General features: G+C 62.8%; 17 protein-coding genes. 7 read left to right on the forward strand and 10 right to left on the reverse strand.

The genetic code is table 11. From position 1 onward, the window contains the following. Positions 1–423: 423 nt before the first annotated feature. The 4 genes from CS006_RS00590 to CS006_RS00605 all read right to left on the reverse strand — a co-directional run bounded on the left by CS006_RS00590 (position 424) and on the right by CS006_RS00605 (position 5031). Positions 424–1269, reverse strand: coding sequence for an EcsC family protein (locus tag CS006_RS00590; RefSeq protein ID WP_207759973.1), 846 nt, complete (start codon positions 1267–1269; stop codon positions 424–426). A 239-nt stretch (positions 1270–1508) separates the two neighbouring features. After that, positions 1509–2717 carry a pyridoxal phosphate-dependent aminotransferase gene (locus CS006_RS00595; RefSeq protein WP_100509870.1) on the reverse strand — a complete coding sequence of 403 codons (1209 nt, stop codon included), beginning with the start codon at positions 2715–2717 and terminating at the stop codon, positions 1509–1511. Positions 2718–2810: 93 nt separating this feature from the next. Further along, positions 2811–3239 (reverse strand): hypothetical protein, encoded by a 429-nt coding sequence (locus tag CS006_RS00600; RefSeq protein ID WP_100509871.1) that lies wholly within the window; start codon positions 3237–3239, stop codon positions 2811–2813. 148 nt (positions 3240–3387) lie between these two features. Further along, positions 3388–5031 carry a Y-family DNA polymerase gene (locus CS006_RS00605; RefSeq protein ID WP_243386556.1) on the reverse strand — a complete coding sequence of 548 codons (1644 nt, stop codon included), beginning with the start codon at positions 5029–5031 and terminating at the stop codon, positions 3388–3390. A 249-nt stretch (positions 5032–5280) separates the two neighbouring features. Between CS006_RS00605 and purF the strand changes: the two genes are divergently transcribed. The 7 genes from purF to CS006_RS00640 all read left to right on the forward strand — a co-directional run bounded on the left by purF (position 5281) and on the right by CS006_RS00640 (position 14774). Next, positions 5281–6795 carry an amidophosphoribosyltransferase gene (gene purF / locus CS006_RS00610; protein WP_100509873.1) on the forward strand — a complete coding sequence of 505 codons (1515 nt, stop codon included), beginning with the start codon at positions 5281–5283 and terminating at the stop codon, positions 6793–6795. Between the two features lie 141 nt (positions 6796–6936). Further along, complete coding sequence (gene purM, locus CS006_RS00615; protein WP_100509874.1) at positions 6937–7977, forward strand: phosphoribosylformylglycinamidine cyclo-ligase; 1041 nt, start codon at positions 6937–6939, stop codon at positions 7975–7977. Between the two features lie 83 nt (positions 7978–8060). Then, positions 8061–9335 (forward strand): phosphoribosylamine--glycine ligase, encoded by a 1275-nt coding sequence (gene purD, locus CS006_RS00620; RefSeq protein ID WP_100509875.1) that lies wholly within the window; start codon positions 8061–8063, stop codon positions 9333–9335. 644 nt (positions 9336–9979) lie between these two features. Next, positions 9980–11731: a vWA domain-containing protein gene (locus CS006_RS00625; RefSeq protein WP_243386558.1), complete on the forward strand. Its 1752-nt coding sequence runs from the start codon at positions 9980–9982 to the stop codon at positions 11729–11731. Continuing rightward, positions 11728–12531 carry a 5-bromo-4-chloroindolyl phosphate hydrolysis family protein gene (locus CS006_RS00630; protein ID WP_100509876.1) on the forward strand — a complete coding sequence of 268 codons (804 nt, stop codon included), beginning with the start codon at positions 11728–11730 and terminating at the stop codon, positions 12529–12531. Before CS006_RS00625 ends, CS006_RS00630 begins: the two co-directional genes overlap by 4 nt. Further along, a complete protein-coding gene (locus tag CS006_RS00635; protein WP_165777167.1) occupies positions 12528–13625 on the forward strand; it encodes a substrate-binding domain-containing protein in 1098 nt (365 codons plus the stop codon). The genes CS006_RS00630 and CS006_RS00635 overlap by 4 nt, the downstream gene beginning before the upstream one ends. Positions 13626–13628: 3 nt before the next feature. Then, on the forward strand, positions 13629–14774 hold the full coding sequence (locus CS006_RS00640; RefSeq protein WP_100509878.1) for a toxic anion resistance protein: 1146 nt from the start codon (positions 13629–13631) through the stop codon (positions 14772–14774). Positions 14775–15001: 227 nt separating this feature from the next. On the opposite strand, the gene CS006_RS00645 is transcribed toward CS006_RS00640, so the two are convergent. The 6 genes from CS006_RS00645 to CS006_RS00675 all read right to left on the reverse strand — a co-directional run bounded on the left by CS006_RS00645 (position 15002) and on the right by CS006_RS00675 (position 22864). Then, entirely contained in the window at positions 15002–15910 is a 909-nt protein-coding gene (locus CS006_RS00645) for a metal ABC transporter solute-binding protein, Zn/Mn family (RefSeq protein WP_100509879.1), read from the reverse strand. Positions 15911–16681: 771 nt separating this feature from the next. Further along, positions 16682–17767 (reverse strand): substrate-binding domain-containing protein, encoded by a 1086-nt coding sequence (locus CS006_RS00655; RefSeq protein ID WP_100509881.1) that lies wholly within the window; start codon positions 17765–17767, stop codon positions 16682–16684. Between the two features lie 9 nt (positions 17768–17776). Next, positions 17777–18247 (reverse strand): Fur family transcriptional regulator, encoded by a 471-nt coding sequence (locus tag CS006_RS00660; RefSeq protein ID WP_100509882.1) that lies wholly within the window; start codon positions 18245–18247, stop codon positions 17777–17779. Between the two features lie 279 nt (positions 18248–18526). Further along, the gene (locus tag CS006_RS00665) at positions 18527–19369 is read right to left on the reverse strand and encodes a sugar phosphate isomerase/epimerase family protein (protein ID WP_207759974.1); all 843 of its coding nucleotides are present in this window, start codon (positions 19367–19369) and stop codon (positions 18527–18529) included. Between the two features lie 126 nt (positions 19370–19495). After that, positions 19496–20650, reverse strand: coding sequence for a Gfo/Idh/MocA family protein (locus CS006_RS00670; protein ID WP_100509883.1), 1155 nt, complete (start codon positions 20648–20650; stop codon positions 19496–19498). Between the two features lie 150 nt (positions 20651–20800). Further along, positions 20801–22864, reverse strand: coding sequence for an FAD-dependent oxidoreductase (locus CS006_RS00675; protein ID WP_100509884.1), 2064 nt, complete (start codon positions 22862–22864; stop codon positions 20801–20803). Positions 22865–23149: the final 285 nt, after the last annotated feature.

Raw genomic sequence — 23149 nt, forward strand, 5'->3', positions numbered from 1 at the left:
ATGTCGGTTCATCCGGTCGTGTGCTCCGTCTTGTTCGTTGCAGCGGTCGTCTCGCCGGCGCGCCCGTTGACGTCATACGTCCTGCACGGCAAGGTTTGTGGGTCCATCCAATCGCGGAAAACACAAAGTGGGTCTATTGCATACATGAGAAAGTCCTTTTCGACGTCCCTATGTATGCAGTAGACCCACAAACCCCTTAATGAACGGATTGGCCCACGGTTATTGAATAGTCTGGACCCACAAATCCATCCCACGAACGGATAGACCCACAAATCCAACCCGTTAGACCCACTATCGCCCACCATCGCGAACAGGTAGACCCACTATTACAGCCACCATTGCGGAATATGGGCACCCCTATGCCATGATTTCTGTCGGCCGTCGGACTATAAATATCGAAACGGACCGATCGGACGACATCAATCAGTCGATGTCATTCAGCAGGAAAACGTTGTAGGCCTTGTCCGCGATTATCTTCGTACCGGCGAAATCCATGCCGGCTCCGACCAACGCCCCGGCGACCGGCACGACCTTCACCAGATTGATGGCGCCCTTGGAACCGAATTTGGTAAGAAGTCGGAAGCCCACCTTTTTATTGATGTTCATCAGCACCTGGCCGGGAAGCTTCTTCAGCATGGCCATGGTGACCTTGTTTGCGACCTCTATGCCGGCCTTCTTTACGATATCCGTGATGGATGTGCCGACAAGGCACATATATGCCAGCGTCTGCACCTCGTCGTCGTGCGGATCATATCCGCCCATATAGGCAAGCGCGGCAATCATGCGCATCTGCACATAAATCACGCTGGTGATATTCGCCGGTATGGTCACAGGCATGGTGATGAATCCACCGAAACCGGTGACGAATCCGGACGTGGAGCATTTTGCAATCTGATTGGCGATGAACATCCTGGCCGCCTTTTCCGGCGAATCGTATCGGTCCAGATATTCCTGAGCCAACGCATCACTGCTTTTGCTGACCTTGGGAATACCGTTCAAAGCGCTGTCGTAGCATTTGTCCAGGATTTCGGACATCTGCTCTTCCGTCAGCGACGCCATCGACACGTTCGACGCGGCGTCTTTCACCGCGCCCACGGCATTGCCGCCGACCTGCTTCGCCGATTCCCCCGCCTGCCCGGCGACTTTCCCGACACTATTGGCGGCATCCTTGGCCACTTTGCCGACGCCATCAACGGCGTTCTTCGCCGCTTGGCCCGCATTGTCGATGGCGTCTTTCGCCATGTTGCCGATGCCGTCGATGATGTTCACAGGCGTCTCCCTCGTCTCATGTCATGTGTCTGCAAGTGCCTCGTCGCAACTTCATAAAGAAGTCTACATCTTGCAAGCCACAAGACACATAGACATGTTTGCAACAATGCCGGAGGGCTGTTCGGCAGACGATGACCGTCGAAATCCGGATTTTTCTCGCGCAATCGTCGCAGAAGCAGGACGATTTCGATGATTTGGACGAGAAAATCGAGTTTCCATCTGTCGCCTGTCTACGTCGCCTAACGCAGCGCGGCTTTGATGCGGCGGACGGCTTCGACGAGTTCGGGCTCGGATTTGAGCAGGCTCAGACGAATGTAGTCGCCGCCGACCCTGCCGAAGCAGGTTCCGGGGAGCACAGCCACGGCGGCGTGGTCGAGCAGATGATCGGCAAGCCGCTCGCCGTTCCAGTCGCCGTCACGAGGCACGCGCGCCCACACGTAGATGCCGCCGGCGGAGTCGAACACGTCGAGTCCGGCCTCGCGCAGTCCCTCCGCCACGATGCGACGACGGGCGGCATAGCGTTCAGCGAGTTCGACGACGCATGACTGGTCGGATTGCAGTGCCACGATACCGGCGTCCTGGATGCTGCCGGTGATCATGGAACCCATCTGATAGTGATAGAGCTTGAGCCGCGAGACCACGGCCTCATTGCCCGCCACGAATCCGGCGCGCCAGCCGGCCATGGCGTACATCTTCGACAGCGAACACACCTCCACGGCCACGTCGAGCGCGCCGGGAATCTCGAGGATGCTGTGCTGCTGTGCATCCGGCCCGCCGACGCCGAGGCCCGTGTAGGCGTAGTCGTGCACGATGACGAACCGATGCTCGTGGGCCAGTTCGACGGCGCGACGCAGGAATTCCGGCGACGCTTGGGCTCCGGTGGGATTGTTCGGATAGTTGAGCACCAGCATCTTTACTCGGTCCCAGGTCTCTACGGGCACGACGTCCAGGTCGGGCAGGAAGTCGTGGTCGGCGAGCGCAGGCAGCAGTATCTCTTCGGCGCCGTGCATGACGGCCATGCAGTGGTATGAGGGATAGTAGGGGTCGACGAACGCGACTGCGTCGCCGCAGCCGATAAGGATGGCGTAGAGTCCGGCGAGACCGTCCACGGCGCCCTCCACGGCGAACAGCTGCGTGGGCCAGTCGAGTTCCACGCCGTGCACGTTGCGGTACCATTCGGCGGCGGCCTGAAGGAACGCGGGTTTGCCGTCGAATGGCGTGTATCGGGCGTTGGCGGGATCGTCGACGGCCTGTTTGGCTGCGTCGCGGATGAATGCGGCCGGATAGGCGTCGGGGTTGCCCTTGGCGAGGTCGATGACGTCCGCGCCCGAGGCGACGGCCCTTGCGACCTTCTGGTCGGTGACGGCGAACACGTTGGGCGGTATCGATTCGGCAATTGGCGCGAACGGCACCGGACATGAACGGACGGTGGAATCGGCTGCAAGCATGGTGGTGGTCTTCTCCTGACTGATTCAATCACGCCTGAATATACCGCTCCTACGCCGGCCCCGTGCGGGACTGTTCGTCGGCAGGTATAACGGTTATCTATTGTCGGCTATTTCGTGGATGTCCACGATGTCCCGCAGGGCGACGGCCTGCCCGTTGCCGAGCATGAGCAGGCGATGCGCGATGTCGATGCGGCGGAGCGTGTCGCCGACGGTGACGTAGACGCCGCCTGCCTTGCGGGGGTCCGGCATGAAGAACGTCACCGAGACCCGCGGATGGTCCGACGCATGTTCGACGATACGTCGCAGGCGTTCGTTCAATGCCTGACGTTCGTCGTCGCCGAGCTCCACGCGCTGCTGGGTGCGCCGCGCCGTTCCCATGATGATGGCGTCGTAACCGCTGAGCGCGGCGAACGGCATGAACTGTGCGGCGCGTTTGCGCGCGGGCATATGCGGTCGTGAGGATGACCGATGATGCGGCCTGTCGATGATGTCGTCGTACCGATGGGTCGGGGTGAGTGCCATGGCGCTCCTTTCTGCCATAAATCACGTCTGCCATGAATCACATGAATTTGCATCAAGGGACTTTCGTCCGAAAGACGTTCGCCCTCTTCTCTCCGCGTCGGTCCCAGCCGGCCGTTTCCCCGTCGCAGGGAGGTTGAGGGAGATCGGATCAGGCGGCGTGGCCGCCGATCTGGTTGTTACGTTCGATGCCGGTGGCTCCTTCCTCGAGGTTCATGCCTTTGATGACGGCGTTCCTGCCGAAGCGTCGTTTGATGTCCAGCACGGTCGACTGCACGTCGTGCTCCCTTCGCTCCGCTTCGACCATACGCGCCCTTTCCGCGTCCTCGCGTTCCACGTCGGAGAACAGGTCGAGCTGCTCGTAATGGCCGCCGGTCGACTGGCCGGCAGCCGTCCGGTCGGGAGACGGCTCTTCTGCGGATGGCCGGCATGGCACGGGTCTGAGTCGTCCGGCGACGATGGTGATGCGTCGTACGGTCAGGTTCGGGTCGACGGTGCGGTCGTATATCGTCGTGGCCGCATCGACGATGCGGCGTGCGGATGACGTATACGATCCCAATGTTTCCGTGCCATGCGCGGCTTTCGGTATTTTCCGTCCGTAATGGTCGCTGGCGATCACGCCCGCGTAGTGCGCCGCATCGGTTCGGGGTGCTTCCCCCATGCCGCAGTCGTCCTTGCGGCCGCCGAGGTTCTCGATGTCATAGCCGACCATGAGCGATACGCAGTCGGTCCGCACGTTCCGTTCGACCATGTCCAACGCCAGCTGGTCGGCCATCTCCTTGACGATGATGCGGGCGTGCGCGAAGTCATACGGTTCATGCAGCACCTGACCGATGCTCATGCTGTTGGATTCGGGCCGGTACGCCTTGATGTCGGCGATGGTGCAAGGCTCCCATCCCCATGCGTGGTCAATGAGCAGTTCCGCGTTCACGCCGAACAGCCGGTACAGCAGATTCTCGTTGTAGAAATCGGTAGGCCCGCCGAGCGAGCAGCGTGCGACATCACCCATGGTGTTGAGCCCGTGGGCCTCGAGTTTTTTCGCATAGCCGCGGCCGACCCGCCAGAAGTCGGTGAGCGGGCGATGATCCCACAGCAACCGTCGGTACGACATCTCGTCGAGTTCGGCGACACGCACGCCGTCGCGGTCGGCCGGCATGTGCTTGGCGACGATGTCCATGGCGACCTTGGCGAGGTACATGTTCGTGCCGATGCCGGCCGTGGCGGTAATGCCCGTGGTCGCGAGGATGTCACGGACGATGGTCATGGCCAGCCGATGCGCGGTCATGCCGTAGGACCGCAGATACCGCGTGACGTCCATGAACACCTCGTCGACGGAATACACGTGGATGTCCTCGGCGGCGGCGTATTTGAGATAGATGCCGTATATCTGCGCGCTGCGTTCGAGATACAACGCCATCCGCGGCTTCGCCACGACATACGTCAGTGCCAGACGTGGATTCTCCGCCAGTTCCGACGCCAGACAGGACTCCCCCATCAGCCGCCGGCCCGGCGCACGGAGCCGCCGCTCGGCGTTGATCTGCCGCACCTTCTGCACCACTTCGAAAAGCCGTGGACGCCCGGGGATGCCGTATGCCTTGAGCGACGGCGAGACCGCGAGGCAGATGGTCTTCTCGGTGCGGCTCGCATCAGCCACCACCAGATGCGTGTTCAACGGGTCGAGGCCACGCTCGGCGCATTCCGCCGACGCATAGAACGACTTCAAATCGATGGCGATATACGTCCGACCGCGCGAGCCACTGCCAGTCCCGACGGCATCGGCCTCGTTTCCGGTCACACCTTCATCGACCGCATCGACCCGGTTCCGCAACATTCCGATTCACCCCCTACCAAGCACGAATCCATGCCATCAAGCCCATAGCAAACAAATGTTCGAATACTGCCTTTAAGACTATCATATATAGAACATATGTTCGAGCATGAGTCGTGTCGCTCAGCGCCACGGCGGGGCGTCTCTTGTAGTGCGCGGTTGGTAACGTGGGAACGATTGAATCCTGCGTTAACTCTATATGAAGGAGCGAGTGGCTTGTCCGCCGAACTGGAAGAAATTCACGAGGAATGCGGCGTTTTCGGCGTCTGGGGTCATCCGGATGCGGCACGTCTCACCTATTTCGGTCTTCACGCCCTGCAGCACCGCGGCCAGGAGGGCGCCGGCATCGTCTCGAACGATAACGGCCATCTCATCGGCCACCGTGGTCTGGGCCTACTCACCCAAGTGTTCGGCGACGAACGCGAAATCACCCGACTTGCCGGCGACAAGGCCATCGGTCACGTGCGCTACGCCACGGCCGGCTCCGGCTCCACCGACAACATCCAGCCGTTCATCTTCCGCTTCCACGACGGCGACATGGCCCTATGCCACAACGGCAACCTCACCAACTGCCGCACGCTGCGCCGTCATCTCGAGGACGAGGGCGCGATCTTCCACTCCAACTCCGACACCGAGGTGCTCATGCACCTCATCCGCCGCTCCGACCAGCCGACCTTCATGGACAAGCTCAAGGAGTCGCTGCGCAAGGTGCACGGCGGCTTCGCCTACCTGCTCATGACCGAGGACGCCATGATCGGTGCGCTCGACCCGAACGGCTTCCGTCCGCTCTCCCTCGGCCGCATGAAGAACGGCGCCTATGTGCTCGCCTCCGAGACCTGCGCGCTCGACATCGTCGGTGCCGAGCTCGTGCGCGACATCCGCCCGGGCGAGGTCATCGTCATCAACGACGACGGCTACACCATCGACACCTACACCGACCACACGCAGCTTTCCATCTGCTCGATGGAGTTCATCTACTTCGCCCGCCCTGACTCCAACATCTACGGAGTCAACGTGCACTCCGCCCGCAAGCGCATGGGCGCGCGCCTCGCCCAGGAGTCCCCGGTGGACGCCGACATGGTCATCGGCGTGCCGAACTCCTCGCTCTCCGCGGCCTCGGGCTACGCGGAGGAGGCCGGTCTGCCCAACGAGATGGGCCTCATCAAGAACCAGTACGTGGCACGAACCTTCATCCAGCCCACGCAGGAGCTGCGCGAGCAGGGCGTGCGCATGAAGCTCTCCGCCGTGCGCGGCGTGGTCAAGGGCAAGCGCGTCGTCGTCATCGACGACTCCATCGTGCGCGGCACCACGTCCAAGCGCATCGTGCAGCTGCTCAAGGAGGCCGGCGCGGCCGAGGTGCACATGCGCATCAGCTCGCCGCCGCTGAAGTACCCGTGCTTCTACGGCATCGACATCTCCACCACCAAGGAGCTCATCGCCGGCAAGAAGAGCGTCGAGGAGATCCGCGAATACATTGGCGCCGACTCCCTCTCCTTCCTTTCGCTCGACGGCCTCGTCGAATGCATCGGCCTGCACGAGGACGCCCCGTACGGCGGCCTGTGCGTCGCCTACTTCAACGGCGACTACCCGACCGCGCTGGAGGACTACGAGCAGGACTTCCTCAAGTCGCTCACCCCGGAGGACCGCAAGCGCCTGCCCGAATTCGCACTCTACAAGAGCAAGTACGAAGGCAACGAATACTCCTATCAGAAGGCCGAGGCCAAGGCCTGACGGCCTGTCTGGCGGGGCCCCGCGGAAGGTCCCGCCGGATGATTCACGAATCCGCAACAGTCCACGTCAAACCGACGTCAATCGACGTCACCCCACCCATCGGCATAACCAATGCCAATCGACATTCACGAAAGGACCATCATGCCCGAAGCGTATGAAAAGGCAGGAGTCAGCGTCGAGGCCGGCTACGAGGTCGTCAAGCGCATCAAGTCCCACGTCGCCCGCACCAACCGCCCCGGCGTCGTCGGCGGCATCGGCGGCTTCGGCGGCCTGTTCGACCTCGCCTCGCTCGGCTACAAGGAGCCGGTGCTGATCTCCGGCACCGACGGCGTCGGCACCAAGCTCGTCGTCGCCAAGATGGCCAACAAGCACGACACCATCGGCATCGACTGCGTGGCCATGTGCGTCAACGACATCGCCGCCCAGGGCGGCCAGCCGCTCTTCTTCCTCGACTACATCGCCTGCGGCAAGAACGACCCGGCCCTGCTCGAGCAGGTCGTCGCCGGCGTGGCCGACGGCTGCGTGCAGGCCGAGGCCGGCCTCATCGGCGGCGAGACCGCCGAAATGCCCGGCATGTACGACGAGGACGAGTACGATCTCGCCGGCTTCACCGTCGGCGTGGCCGAAAAGTCCGCCATCGTCGACGGCTCCACCATCACCGCCGGCGACGTGCTCATCGGCCTGCCCAGCTCCGGCGTCCACTCCAACGGCTTCTCCCTCGTGCGCCGCGCCCTGTTCGACCAGGCCGGATACACCGTCGACACCGAACTGCCCGAGCTCGGCGGCGCCAAGCTCGGCGACGTGCTGCTCACCCCCACCAAGATCTACGTGAAGACCCTCAAGCCCCTGTTCGCGGCCGGCGTCGTCAAGGGCGTCGCCCACATCACCGGCGGCGGCTTCATCGAGAACATCCCGCGCATGATCCCCGACGGCCTCGCCGCCGACATCAAGCTCGGCACCTGGCCCGTCCTGCCGATCTTCGACGTGCTCGAAAAGGCCGGCGACATCGACCACAAGGAGATGTACAACATCTTCAACATGGGCATCGGCATGGTGCTCGCCGTCTCCAAGGACCGCGCCGACGAAGCGCTCGCCATCCTCAAGGAGCATGACGAGGCCGCCTACGTGCTCGGCTCCATCGTCGAATCCGCCGACGGCAACCAGATCGCACTGCACGACTGATTCACCACTCGTATGATCACGCAGCAACGGCAATACGCACCCAATCAAACATCGCACTGAACTGATTGAAAGGACCTGACATCATGGGTCAGAAAGTACTGGTCATCGGCTCCGGCGCCCGCGAGCACACCATCGCCCACACCCTGCTCAAGGGCGACACCGTCGACGAGGTGTTCGTCGCCCCCGGCAACCCCGGCATGATCGCCGACGGCATCCACATCGTGCAGCTGAGCGAGGAGAACCACGCCGCACTCATCGACTTCGCCGTGCAGAACGACATCGACTGGGTGTTCATCGGCCCCGAGGTCCCGCTCATCGAAGGACTCGTCGACGATTACGCGGCCGCCGGCGTCAAGGCGTTCGGCCCCAACAAGAAGGCCGCCCAGATCGAGGGCTCCAAGACGTTCGCCAAGGAGCTCATGCAGCGTCACGACGTGCCCACCGCCGCCTACGCCACGTTCGAAAGCCTCGAGCCGGCCGTCGACTACGTCAAGGAGCACGGCGCCCCCATCGTCATCAAGGCCGACGGACTCGCCGCCGGCAAGGGAGTGACCGTCGCCATGACCGAGGCCGAGGCCATCGAGGCGCTCGAGGAGATCTTCGTCGACCATCGTTTCGGCGCGGCCGGAGCCTCCGTCGTCATCGAGGAGTTCCTCGAAGGCCAGGAGTTCTCCCTCATGAGCTTCGTACGCGGCGAGGAATTCTGGACCATGCCGATCTCCCAGGACCACAAGCGCGCCTACGACAACGACGAAGGCCCCAACACCGGCGGCATGGGCGCCTACAGCCCCGTCCCGCAGATCGCCCAGTCCGTAGTCGACCAGGCCATCGAAACCATCGTCAGGCCCGTCACCAAGGCCATGGTGGACGAAGGCACCCCCTTCACCGGCATCCTCTACGCCGGCCTCATCGCCACCGCCGACGGCCCCAAGGTCATCGAGTTCAACGCCCGCTTCGGCGACCCCGAGACCGAAGTCGTGCTTCCCAAGCTCACCTCCGACCTCGGCGCCGGCATCTGGGCCATTCTCAACGACGAAGCCCCCGAGTTCACCTGGGACGAGCAGAGCTCCACCCTCGGCGTCGTCCTCGCCTCCGACGGATACCCCGTCAACGTCATCAAGGGCGCCAAGGTCCCCGACATCGCCGTGGACGCCGACTCCCACGTCTACTATGCGGGCGTCACCACCACCGGCGAGAACGGCGACCAGCTCATCGCCAACTCCGGCCGCGTGCTCCTCGTCGAAACCACCGCCGACACCCTGCAGGCCGCACAGGACAAGGTCTACGCGATCATCGACTCGCTCGAAACCCCGGGCCTGTTCTATCGCCACGACATCGGCGCAAAAGCCCTGAAGTGAAATAACGGAGCGTCCGCAGCGTTGTGGGAGATTCGATGTACTCAGTACACCTTCATCTCCCACGCCTTGCGGCCACACGCGTTATTTCACTTCAGCACCAGTAACAGAATGTCCTCTGCGTTATGGAAGGCTCGACGTACTTAGTACGCCTTCGCCTCCCGTGCCTTGAAACCACACACGTTATTTCACTTCAGCACTAACGTGTGTCCGCTGCGTTGTGGGAGATTCGATGTACTCAGTACACCTTCATCTCCCACGCCTTGCGACCACACACGTTATTTCACTTCAGTGAATAACGCTGCCCCCTCGCCAGAGGGGGCTTTTCCATAGCGGTCGGGCTCTCCACAACGCCGACGACAATCGATATGCCACCCAATCGTCGGGGATGCGATGACGCGCGTGGCGGGACGAAGGCATACGATGCGATGACGGAGCGTCCTCCGCAACGCAGGCGATGCTCCGTCATCGCATCCCGAAGCATCGCAAACATCACTTGCTGTTCACCTTGCGTTCATCCTCCAATCCACGTCCGGCAACGCCGCCGGATGACAATGAAGTATACGGATATATGTCTCTTCGTCGTTTCGGGGGATATTCGATACATGACGACCGGCGACGAGGGGACTCGAATAACAGGAGATGAGATGTTCAGGGCAGTGCATTCGTCGATGAAAACCTGGACGGTCGCGGCCATAGCCGCGGTTCTCGCAATGGTGATGATGCTCGCCGGATGCGCGGGCGGTACGGATTCCCAGAAGAACGGCGGCAGCACATCGTCCGGCGACACGTCGCAGACCGACCCGACATCGTCGGCCAAGCCAACGGTCTCGAACAACGGCAAGACGGAGACCTACAAACCGGCCGACGGCAATGCCACGGCCACATTGAAGATCGCTTCCGGCTCGGAGAACAAGGAGGTGTCCGCGGCCATCCAGCGCGCGGTCGACGGCTCCAAGATCGGCGTGACCATCGACTACATGGGTTCGCTCGACATCATGAACGTGCTGAAGAACGGCGGCAAATCATACGACGCCGTCTGGCCTGCATCATCGATGTGGATTTCGATGGGCGACACGAAGCATATCGTCAAGGACCAGCAGAGCACCTCCACCACGCCCATCGTGTTCGGCATCGCCAAGTCCAAGGCGCAACAACTCGGATGGGCCAATGGCGACGGCACCACCAAGGCGGTGAAGACGCAGGACGTCATCGACGCGGTGAAGGCGAAGAAACTCACGTTCTCCATGACCAGCGCCACGCAGTCGAACTCCGGCGCCAGCGCCTACCTCGCGTTCCTCACCGCCATCGCCGGCAAGAACCAGGCCCTCACCAAGGCCGATCTCGACAATGCGAACGTGCAGGCCAACGTGCACACGCTGCTGTCCGGCGTGGACCGTTCGTCCGGCTCCTCCGACTGGCTCAAGGACATGGTTGTCGCCAACCCCGACCGCTTCAACGCCATGGTCAATTACGAAAGCCTCGTCATCCAGGCGGATAGGGCCCTGACCGCCAAGGGCAAGGATCCGCTGCTGGCCGTGTACCCCTCGGACGGCATCGCCGTCTCCGACTCCCCTCTCGGCTACGTCGACCGCGGACAGAACCTCAATGACGCCTACGACTCCTTCGCCAAGGCACTGAAGTCCAAGGATGCGAAGCTGCTGTTCGAACGCGCCGGCCGCCGCACCGGTCTCGCGGGCGTGCTCACCTACAAGAACGACGCCAAGGTCAAGGACGCGTTCCGCAGCGAATGGGGCATCAACACCGGAGCCGACGCCTTGAAGACGATTCCCCTGCCCGCGGCCGACGTCATCAACGAATCGTTGAACGTCTACCAGTCGAGTCTGCGCAAGCCCAGCTGGACGGTGTGGGTGGTCGACTACTCCGGATCCATGCAGGGCGACGGCAAGGACGGCGTCGTGCGCGGACTCAATGCCGCGCTCGACCAGACCCAGGCCAGGCAGTCGCATCTTGAAGCCGGCAAGAACGATGTGAACATCCTCATCCCGTTCTCCGGCGACGCGCAGGAACCGACCAAATCCACCGGCGCCGACACGACGGCCATCCTGCAGCGAGGCCAGCAGACCGACACCATCGGCGGCACCGACATCTACGACGGCCTCGACAAGGCCCTGCAGAACCTGCCGAAGAACACCGGTGACTACACCACCGCCATCGTGCTGATGACCGACGGCGTCTCGCAGACCGGCAACAAGGACGCATTCACCAAGCAGTACAAGGCCTCCGGCCACGACGTCCCCGTGTTCTCCATCATGTTCGGCCAGGCCGACCCCGCCCAGCTCAACGAGCTCGCCAAGCTCTCCAACGCGAAGGTGTTCGACGGACGATCCGAGGACCTGGCTTCCATCTTCCGCCAGGTGAAGGGATTCAACGGATGATCAGCACCATCGTCAGCTTCCTCGCCGGACTCGGGCTCGCCGCCCTCACGTTCTGGGTGGCCGGAGGCGGCATCGTCGGCCTCGTCGGCGCGGTGGTCGTGGCGGCCGGCGGATACATCGGCGTCTCGTATCTCACTCAGCCGGAACGCAGGCTCGGCAAGGTGCTTGCGTCGGCCGTGCCCAACGGGCAGAAGGCCGTGGAGGCCATCGACATGGCCAACGCGCGCATGAATGCCATCCGCGGACTGATGTCCCAGGTACGCGATCCCGCGGTGCGCAAGGAGGTCAACGACATCGTCGTGGCCACGAAGGCGCTCACGTCGTTCGTCGAGAACAATCCCCGTTCGTACGAGACACTGCGGCATTTCATCAACGTGTATGGCGACCAGACGCAGAACCTGCTGCAGGGCTATGTGGAAGTGGAGCGTTCCGGCGCACGCGACCAGATAGCGAAGGCACGCGTCGACACCATCAACGCCATGCAGGTGCTCGAACAGACCGCCGCCGGGGAGCTCTCGCACGCCGTGGAAGCGAAGACGCTGGCCCTGTCCGCTGACTCCGAGGCCATCGCCCGGCTGGCCAGCATGGACGGATACAGCGTGGAGACGACGCATGACACGTTGCCGGGAACAACCACGTCGCCCCGGCAACGTCAGCAACGCCAGCGTCCTGCTTCATATACGTCGCCGATTCCGTACGATCCGCCGACGGGCGCCCCGATCGACGCGACCATGACGCCCGCACGGACCGCGAACGTTCCCTCCGACGACGCACCGACCAAGAAAGGAGACCGGTCGTGAAACTCTCCAAATCGAAAATCATCGGGCTCGCCGCGCTGCTGGTGGTGGTGCTCGTGCTCGGCGGCGTCACCGTGCTGCGCAACTGGAAGGCCAGCACCGCGCCCAAACCGGTGAAGACCGAAAGCGTGACCGGCTATCTCGGCGGCGAGAAGATCACGCTGTTCGAGGACCAGGAGTTCAAGAATCTCGCCGCGAGGAACGGCCTGAACATCGACTATCGCAAGGCCGGGTCCCTGGCCATGATGGACGCCGACAGCAACGGCATGGACTATCTCTTCCCGTCGTCCAAGGTCGCCGTCGAATACGGCAAGGCGAAGAAGATCGACACGTCGGGCGCCGATATCGTCTTCAACTCCCCCATCGTCATCTACACGCACAAGCAGGTGGCCGACGGTCTGGTGAAGACCGGCATGATGAGCAAGACCGACGGCGTCTACCGCATGGACATGGCCAAGGCCGTCGATGCGCTGAAGACCAACAAGACATGGGCGCAGGTCGGCTGGTCGGGCGGCTACGGGCAGTTCCGCATCGACTCGACCGACCCGGTGAAGTCGAACTCCGGCAACGAATACGCGGCGCTGGTGGCCACGGTGCTGAACGGCGGACAGCCCGCGACCGTGCAATCCGTGCAACGCGACCAGGCCACCCTGCAGTCCATATTCTCGAAATCCGGTTGGATGGAGACGAGTTCGGAGGACAGCTTCAACCAGTTCCTCACGCTTGGCGTCGGATCGAAACCCATGATGATCGGCTATGAGAGCCAGGTGCTTGACGTGGCAGCCAACCAGCCCGACGCATGGAATCAGGTCAAGGACGACATCGTCATCGTCTACCCGACGCCGACCGTATGGTCCACGCACATGCTCATCCCGCTTGACGACAAGGGCCGCAAGCTGCTGACGCTGCTCAAGAGCGACGACATGCAGAAGCTCGCCTGGCAACGGCACGGGTTCCGTTCTGCGAACTTCACCGGCACCGACGGCATCAAACGGTTCAAGGTGCCCGGCACCGTGGACCAGATCACCGCCGTCTCCGAGCTGCCCAGCAACGACGCCATGCAGGCGATCATCACCACGCTCTCGAAAGGACAATGAACCATGAAGGAAATCTCTCTCAGCGACCTCGCGGGAGGTACGCAGACCAGCGCCGTGGACCTCGCCGCACCGTCCGGGGACCAGGCGCTGGCCGCCGACGCCACGCCCGACCAGCAGATCGCGAAGCTCAATCCGGCCGATCAGGCGAAGGTGACGCAGCTGGCCGGCTCGCTCGACCTGACCAAGGCCGGCATCGAATCCGCGTACGGCAAGGACGTGCAGCGCGCCACGTCGACGTTCGCCGACGACATCCTCGCCAAGACCCGTTCGAAGGACGCCGGCCAGGCGGGCGAGCTGCTGCAGGGTCTGCTCGTCACCGTGGACGAGGCGGAGCTGAGCGGCATCAAGAAGGTGCCGATCCTCGGCACGATCGCCGTGAACATCAACAAGCTGCGTCGCCGCTACGAGAAGGTCTCCACGCAGATCGACGACATCGTCGCGAAGCTGGAGGGCGCGCAGAGCCAGCTCGTCTCCGACATCTCGATGTTCAACACCATGTACGACCGCAACGCCGAGCAGTACCGCGACCTGAAGATCACCGTGCTCGCCGGCAAGAAGGCGTTGGCGGACTTCAACGCGAACCAGCTGCCGAAGCTCGAACAGGAGGCCGCCGCGTCGCAGGACCCGATGCAGGCGCAGATCCTCTCCGACTTCAAGGCCAAGCTGGAACGCTTCGCCAAGCGGCTCGACGACCTCGACCGTGTAAGCGTGATCTGCCTGCAGACCGCGCCGCAAATCAAGATCATCCAGAACGCCGACCAGATGGTATGCGACAAGATAGACACCACCATCTCCACCACGATTCCGGTGTGGAAGAGCCAGATGGTCATCGCGCTCGGCCTGGAGAACCAGCGTCAGGCGCTCGAACTGCAGAAGAAGACCGACGACGTGACGAACAAGCTCATCCAGGCCAACGCCCGTGCGCTACATCAGGGCGCCGTGGACGCGGAGAAGGCGAACCAGCGTTCCGTGGTCGACATCGAAACGCTGGAGAAGGTGAATTCCGAACTCATCGCCACGCTGCGCGAGACCGTGCAGATCCAGAAGGAGGGCAAGGCCAGCCGCCAGGCCGCCGAGGTGAAGATGCGCCAGCTCGAAGGCGACCTGAAGAACGCGCTCATCGAGAACGCCCAGCAGCTGGGACGGTGAGGGCGGATTCCCGAGATACGACCGTGACCGGCGATTATTCCATTGACTCCCCTCGCTGAGGGGAGCTGGCCGCTGTAGGCGGTCTGAGGGGAGTTGAGTACCTGAGGTGTCGCTCCTCTCAGTCGGCTCACGCCGACAGCTCCCCTCAGGGAGGGGAGCCAATTCTCATATGCAATGAGGTCCCTTCTCCGGAATTCCGGAGAAGGGACCTTGTGTAAATCAGACGATCACTTCACGGCACCGGTGAAGTCGTCGACCAGCGCGCTCATCCAGTCGGTGAGGTTCGTGTACTCCTTCGGCATCTGCTCGGTGAGTTTCACCACGGGCGCATCGCCTTCCGACGCGGCAGCCTCCAGATGATCGGTGGTGTCGTTGGCCTCCTGCGTGTTGAGCACGAACACCTTCATCTTCCCGGCCTTCAGGGCGTCGGAGAACTGCTTGACGTCGGCGGGCGAAGGCTCGCTTTCGTTGGCGCTGGCGTTCTTGTAGCCGCTGGTGGTGGCGTCGGTCATGCCGAGGTCGTCGGCGAGGTACCATGCCACGGACTCGCTGGCGGCGTACGGCACGCCCTTGGTTTTGGATTCGGCCGCCTTGATCTTGTCCTCGACCTTCTGCTCCTGGGCCTCCCAGTCCTTGTGCCGCTGTTCGAAGTAGTCCTTCTGATCGGGCATGGCCTTCTCATAGGCTGCGGTGATGGCGTCGGCAGTCTTCTCGCGCACATCGTGGGAGAACCAGACGTGGGGGTTGTCGCCTTCCTTGATGCCGTCGGTCTCGGCGGCGTTCACCACGTCGGCCTTGGTGCCTTCCGTGGCCTTGGACGCCCACGGATCGTAATCCGCGCCGTTCACCACGGCGATCTGCGCCTTGGTGAATGCGGCTACGTCGGATGTCGTCGGCTCGTAGTCATGGGCCTCCACGTTCGTGCTCGTCATGATCGACTTCACGTCGACCTTGTCGCCCCCGAGCGCTTCGGCCACGGAACCCCACTGGTTGATGCTTGCCACCACTTCGATCTTCTCGGACGTCGCACCCGCACCCGACGTGTCGGCGCCGCCGCACGCCGCCAGCCCAAAGGCCATAATCGCCGCAGTCGCCGCCGCCAGCATGGTCATCCTGCGCCTGAACCGGTTCGGCATGGACGCCGAAGTCGCCGAGCCCGTCACGGTCCCCTTGATCGTAGAGGTCGCTTCGTTTCCCCCGGTCTTGGTCTTGTCTGCGTTCGCCATGCTTTTGTCCGCGCTCGTCATACTCTTATCGGTCATAATCGCTGTCTTTCTACCGTTGCATTCCCCTCTCTGAGGAATTCCACGACCCAGTATACACATAAATTGATAATCATTTTCATTATTGAAAAATTTCTTTCTCATCCATCTTCCGAAAAACGTGAGCCATGGGTGCTGAATTTACCCGATAATCGGTTTTCGAAAGCAATAATCGTTGAAATACCGGCGCCGAGATACCCATTCCACCAAATCAAGCACCTGCAACTCGACATATGCTCTTGCTCATTCGCGCCATAAGGCATCACACGGAGGCCATCCGACCGGCGGTTTGTCACGGAACGCCATAGGGCAATCCGCAGGTCTTCCCTGCCATGTATTTGCGGCAGGGAACGGCAATATTCCCGCCTGCCGTATTCCGTGCCACAACTCGCGGTCGGAGCTTCATTGCTTTTATTGCAATTCCAACATTTTCGGTTCGATTTGCGACCCGTGACGGCCTGCCTGCCGGCACGGAATGGACGATTGATGCGGAATCGCATTCCGTGCCAGGTTTTTCCGTCACGAAAACAGACAATCACGACGAAACGTTCTTCCGTGCCAGGTTTTTATGTCGCGCAATGCGAACATGCAACGGAAACGAACTCCGTGCCACGCCCCACCGCCATGGAGCCGGCCTTCACTGCCTCAATGCCTCAATGCCTCAATGAGATCCTGCATGGCGTCGTTCGGCGGCAGTTCGGTCACGTTCTGCACGGTGTCGACGGTGCCGGGCACGCCGAACCGTGTGATGGAGTCGGTGCCGGAGAAGTCCACGCTACGGAATCCGTGCCGCTCCCACGCCAGCTTCTGCACCGGCTTGGATTCCAGCAGGGTCAGTAGCTTCTCCCCCTTGGCGTCCAACGCCATGAACGTGTGTGTGCTCCACACGGTCGGCGTCGGATACGCGATGACCAAATCGTCCTTCACCTGTGCCCAGGCGTCGGGATTGTTGACGGCCAGGTCGAGAATCTGGCTTTCGTACCCGACCATCATCGGCTTGGAGCCCACACCGAGCGTCAAAAACTGGTTGAAACTGTCCTCGGAGGAGGTCTCCATCCACCCGGATTTCGCGAATATCGACCGGATGGTCGGAGCGTCGCGTTTCACCGTCGCCCGCGTGGCCGGCTGTCCGCCGTTCATCGTATTGGCCAGCAACGCCGCGTACTCGTTGCCGGAATTGGATTTCACCGGATCGGTGCTTTCGATGTGGAACACGCCATAGCCGCCCGCGTACCCGACCTGGGCCCACGTGCGCCCGGCCTTCATCGCGTCGACGGCCTTCGCCATGTCGAGCCGCCACACGTCGCCGTCGCGATGCATGATGCCCGACTTCGCCAGCCCCTCGGCCACGGATTTGTGCGTGTAGACGACGATGGGCGAGTTGAACACGATGTCCTGCCTCGCGGCTTTAACGCCCTTGGAGGCGCCGTATTCGACGGCGGTACGCGACGACGGGAACAGATAATCCATGCCGGCCCGGTCGGCCATCATCATGTCGAGGGAGCCGGCCTTGCGATAGTCCACCTTCAGACCGGCGTCAGCGGCAAGCCTTGTGAATTGCGAATCGTCGAACAGGCCGGTCTTCTCGCCGCCGAGATAGCCGGTCACGGACACGGCCGATCGCGACGGCCCGGATTCGGGCTTCGACGTCGTCCGCCACACCGCGAACCCGCAGACGACCGCGACCACGACGATCAAGGATATGAGCCCGACAATCCTGTTCCTGTTCATATTCCCATTTCAGTCGGTGGCGTTGACTTTGCCCGCAGAAGATTCATCGGCGACCTCGACGCCATCGTCGGCGGATCGCCCCTCCGCGTCCGCGCATTCGGCGCACACGCCGAAGATCTCGAGAATATGATGGCTGATGGCGAAGCCGTTGTCTTCGGCCACCTTGCGGAACCACGCCTCGCTCGGCGGTTCGATGTCGATGGTCTTGCCGCAGCGCTCGCATACGAGATGGTGATGATGCCGCTGCGCGTCCTCTCCGCAATCGCGGAACAGCTGCTCGCCGCCCATGCGGATGGTGTCGGCCTCCCCCGCCGCCGCCATGGCGTTGAGCTGACGGTATACGGTTGCCAGGCCGATCTTGGAGCCGGCGTCCTGCAGCCGGCGATGCAGGTTCTGCGCGGAGATGAAATCATCCGTCTGCCGCAACGCCGCACGAACCGTTTCCTTCTGGACCGTCCGCCTTGTCAGATGCTCGACCATGCATACCCCGTTTGCCATGAATTCATTCGTTGCGCGTACTCATACGGAACGCACTCATATAGAATACGCGCGTCGACGACCAAAAAATACGGGCCCAAATCCCTCCACCCGCGATCTGCGGTGCATCATGGTCGTTTTCGAAGCGGAAAAACGACCATGATGCACCACGAATCGGCGATGCCGGGGATTTGGACCCGTATTCCAATAACCGATTACTTCATTTGCGCCATGACTGAACGCCATGACCGTCCGCTACCGTGATGCACGACTGCGCGACGATCACAGCGGCCAGTAGGGTGCCACTTCCTTGTCGAAGGCGTCGGACACCTTCTTCGCCACGACGGCGGGGTCGGTGTCCCAGATCTTCTGGTTGAACAGCTCGCATTCGATGTCGCCGCGCCAGCCGGTGTTCCACACGGCCTCGGTGAGCGGCCTGAAGTCGATGACGCCCTCGCCCATGTAGTGGCGGCTGAGCAGCGGATCGGCCTCGAGCGGGGTCTTCCAATCGCACACCTGGTACGTGGCGATGCGGCCTTCGCGTCCAGCACGGGCGATGGATTCCTGCACCTGCGGGTCCCAGAAGATGTGGAAGGTATCGACGGTCACGCCGACGGCCTTCGGGTTGAACGGCGCGGCGATGTCGAGCGCCTGGCCGAGCGTGGAGACGCACGCGCGGTCGGTGCAGTACATCGGGTGCAGCGGCTCGATGGCGAGCGTCACGCCGGCGTCGAGGGCGTCCTTCTCAAGCTCGGCGAGCGCCTCGCCGATGCGCAGGCGCGCGCCGGTAAGGTCCTTGGAGCCTTCGGGCAGGCCGCCGACGACGAGCACGAGCACGTGGCAGTCGAGCGCGGCGGTCTCTTCGATGAGCTTGCGGTTGTCGTCGATGGAGGCGCGGCGGGCGGGCTCCTCCTCCATGGTGAAGAAGCCGCCGCGGCACATCGTGGAGACGCGCAGGCCGGAGTCCTTCACCATCTTCACGGCGGTGTCGAGACCGACTTCCTCGACGGGTTCGCGCCACAGGCCGATGCTCCGGTAACCGGCCTCGGAGCACACGCGCAGCGCGGTGGCGAGATCGGCGTACTTGATGGTGGCCTGGTTCATCGAAAGAATCGGATTCGTCATGATAATGCTTCTTTCGTATATGTATGGATATGGGGTGGGGCGAAGGACGGACCGCGAGGTCCGCGCCTCCCGCCCCACCCGGAGTCGGGGAGTCGGCCCGAATCAGCGCAGCCGACTCGGATCAGATCAGAGCAGGTTTTCGGGGACCTCGATCTTGCGGCCTTCCTTGGCGCTTTCGTAGCCGAGGTTGGCCAGACGCACGCCGCGGGCGCCGGATTCGAAGTCGTACGGGTAGGGCTTGTGCTCGACGAGGGCGCGGATGTACTCCTCCCACTGGGCCTTGAAGCCGTTCTCGAACTGCTCGTCGGTGGCGATCTCCTGCCAGTTATCCCAGTAGTTGTGCGGATCCGGGACGTCCGGGTTCCAGAAGGCGAGCGGCGTGGCCGGGCGGGCCTGGATCTTGGCGGTGAACAGGCCGATGACGGCGGAGCCGAGCGTGCCGTCCACCTGGAATTCGACGAGTTCGTCGCGGAACACGCGGGTGTTCCAGGAGGAGTTCATCTGCACGGTGATGCCGTTGACGGTGTTGAACACGGCGTAGGCGGCGTCCTCGGCGGTGGCGTCATAGTGGTTGCCCTGCTCGTCCCAGCGGTCGGGGATCTCGGTCTTGGCGTCGGCGTAGACATCGGTGATGCGGCCGAAGAGGTTCTCGATGATGTAGTTCCAGTGCGGGAACATGTCGGAGATCATGCCGCCGCCCTGCTCCTTCTTGTAGTTCCAGCTGGGGCGCTGGGACTTGTGCCAGTCGCCTTCGAACACCCAGTAGCCGAACTCGCCGTGCACGGAGAGGATGCGACCGAAGAAGCCGGAGTCGATGAGACGGCGCAGCTTGAGGAAGCCGGGCAGGAACAGCTTGTCGTGCACCACGCCGGAGACGACGTCGTGCTCCTTGCCGAGCTTGACGAGCTCGACGGCGTCCTCGAGGGTCTCGGCGATGGGCTTTTCGGTGTAGACGGCCTTCTTGCCGGCCTTGATGGCCTTTTCGATGGCGGCCACGCGAGCGGAGGTGACGAGGAAGTCGGCGTACAGCGGGTACTTGTCGTCGGCGAGCACGGAGTCGAGATCGGTGGTGTACTTGATGCCGCCGTGCTTTTCGGAGACGGCCTTGAGCTTGTCCTCGTGGCGTCCGACCAGGATCGGGTCGAGCTGCACACGGGAGCCGTCGGAAAGTTCGACGCCGCCCTGCTCAATGATCGGGAGGATGGAGCGCACGAGATGCTGGCGATAGCCCATGCGGCCGGTCGCGCCATTGAGAATCACGCCCAGAGTCTTATCTGCCATGATGGTTGTTCCTTTCGGGATTGTGTTTGTTTGATTGAGTTGATTGATTGACGATTTGTGTTGGCATTAATGGCTCCCCTCATGATTGAGGGGAGCTGTCGGCAAAGCCGACTGAGGGGAGTTGACCCCGCGAGGAATCAATCCCCGCAATCAGTCGATGTTGCCGTTCTCGCGATAGGAGCGCCAGACGTTCTCGAAGAAATCGTCGTCCTCGGGAATCGGATGCACCGGTCGCCAGCTGCAGGAGACGGTGCCGTTGGCCTGGGTGTCGGAGTCCTGGCTGAACCTCGTCTCCTGGGTCACGCCGTTGTAGGCGCCGCCGTCGAGCTTGAAGCGGAAGATGTCCTCCATGTCGAGCGGGGTGTCGGGATCGTCGCCGTAGCCCTTGACCGGCAGGTCGCCTTCGGGGTTCGTGTAGAGCACGGAGCCGCGGGAGGTGTTGCCGGCATGGTCGGCGTATTCGGCCATGGCGCCGAGGTACACATAGGCGGTGGTGAGGATGTCGCGCACGAGGAACAGACGGTCGACGCTGCGGCGGGAGCCGGCGTTGGCGCTCACGGTGCTCTCGTATTCGTCGAGCCATTCGCCCACCTGACGGTAGGCGGCATCGACCTCGTCCTTCTGGCGGACAGGGCCGGCCTTGGCGCTCATAAGCTCCTGCACGTTCTTCATGTACTGGTGCACGTTCTCGGCTCCGCTCTGTGCGGCGCGCGCGGTGGCGGTGTCGAACAGGTCGAAGTCCTCCTTCGCGCGGTTCGCCACGGCGGCCTCGAACGCCGTGTCGTCAAGGGTGGCTGCGTCAGAGCGGCGGGCGGCGATGTACGTGGCGGCGCGGATCGCGGCGACCTGCCCGGCGTTCAGGCCGGTGCCGCCGGGACGGTATACGCCGTGCACGCCGTCGGCCTCGCCGATCGGGAACATGCCTTCGACGTTGGAGCGCCACCAGGCGTCCATGACCAGTCCGCCGTTGTTGTGCTGGGCGCACAGGTCGATGCGCAGCATCTCCTTCTCGAGGTCGACGCCCGGATTCTTCTCCAGGTAGAACTGGTAGGCGGGCTCGTTCATGTGGCGCAGGCGCTCGATGGGGGTGCCGGTCAGTGCGCCGGCCTGCTCGAGGTACTCGTAGGCCTCCTTGTCGAGCTTGGAGGCGTCGAGCTCGGGCTGCACGGGGTTGGAACGGAAGTCCAGGTACACCTTGCGGCCGCGCAGCACGGTCTCGCGGTAGACAAGCAGGTCGATGAGGGAGCTGCCGTCGCGGGCCTTGCGGATGTCGAACGGCCACTGGTAGCCCTTAAGGAAGATCAGCGAGAGCTGACGGCCGTAGTCCGGGATGGCCTCGGAGAGGAACTCGCGTTCGTCGGAGCCGTCCTGGGCGGTGGAGACGAAGCGCGGCAGCACCTGCATGTAGGTGCCGGAGACGTTCCACTTCGGATTGGTGGAGGCGAGACCGAACTGCCATTCGGTGAGGTTCTTGCCGTCCACGCCGGCACGGTAGGCGGCGCCGGAGGCGCCCCACTGGCCGTTGGGGTACACGCGGTTGCTGTAGATGCCGGCGGGGCCGCCGGTCGCGTAGACGAGGTTGGCGGTGCGCAGCACCAGGAAGCGGGACTCCTCGGCGCCGTCCTGCACGTCGGTGCGCAGCACGAGCAGGCCGACGACCTTGCGACCGCCCTTGCCATCGTCGGCGGTGAGGATGTCGACCACGCGGCAGCGGTCGTAGGTGCGGATGCCCTTGGACTCCACCGAGGCCTGCAGGTGCTCGACCATGGACTTGGAGGTGTAGGGTCCGATGGACGTGGCGCGGCGACGGGGGTCGTGGTCGGTCTTGTAGCCGATGTACTCACCGTACTTGTTGCGCGGGAACGGGACGCCGAGGTCGCACAGGTGCAGGAAGCCCTGGGCGGAGACGGCCGCCTCCACGAGCGCGGTGTCGCCGTCGACGGCGCCGCCTTCGAACAGGGTCTGCGCCATCTCGCGCACGGAGTCGGGGTCGCCGCCGGAGAGGGTGAGCTTGTAGTAGGTCTGCTTGTCGGAGCCGGCGTTGCGGGAGGTGCCGCCGTTGATGTGGTCGGAGACCAGCACCACGTCGGTGACGCCCAGGTCGTACAGGCGTTCCGCGGCGCAGTATCCCGCGGCGCCAGTGCCGACCACGACGGCCTGGTGGGTGACGACCGGCACGTCGTGGCCGGCGATCGTGAGTGTGGTTTCGTTCATATTGGTGCCTTCAGAAAGTATTGCCTTGGGGAGGTCCGGGCGGTCATTGCCCGAAATCGGATGGCTGGATGGATTTGGCTTGGAGAAAAGGATTGATGGCCCCTTTCGGGGGCGTCGGGCCGGATGCCGTGGACGAAGGTGCATGAATCCTATGGAAGGAAAGGAGGAGTTGTTTCATAAGTCATGCGGTTGAAAGCCTGGGTTCCTTCGTCCAGACCGCCGCGGATCCCGCACAGAGGAGGATGCGGTTCGCGGCGCGGCCGTCGGCCCGCGAAAGGGGCCAGG

Origin of the sequence: Bifidobacterium primatium (assembly GCF_002802875.1) — a bacterium.
In the GTDB taxonomy this organism is placed as follows: domain Bacteria; phylum Actinomycetota; class Actinomycetes; order Actinomycetales; family Bifidobacteriaceae; genus Galliscardovia; species Galliscardovia primatium.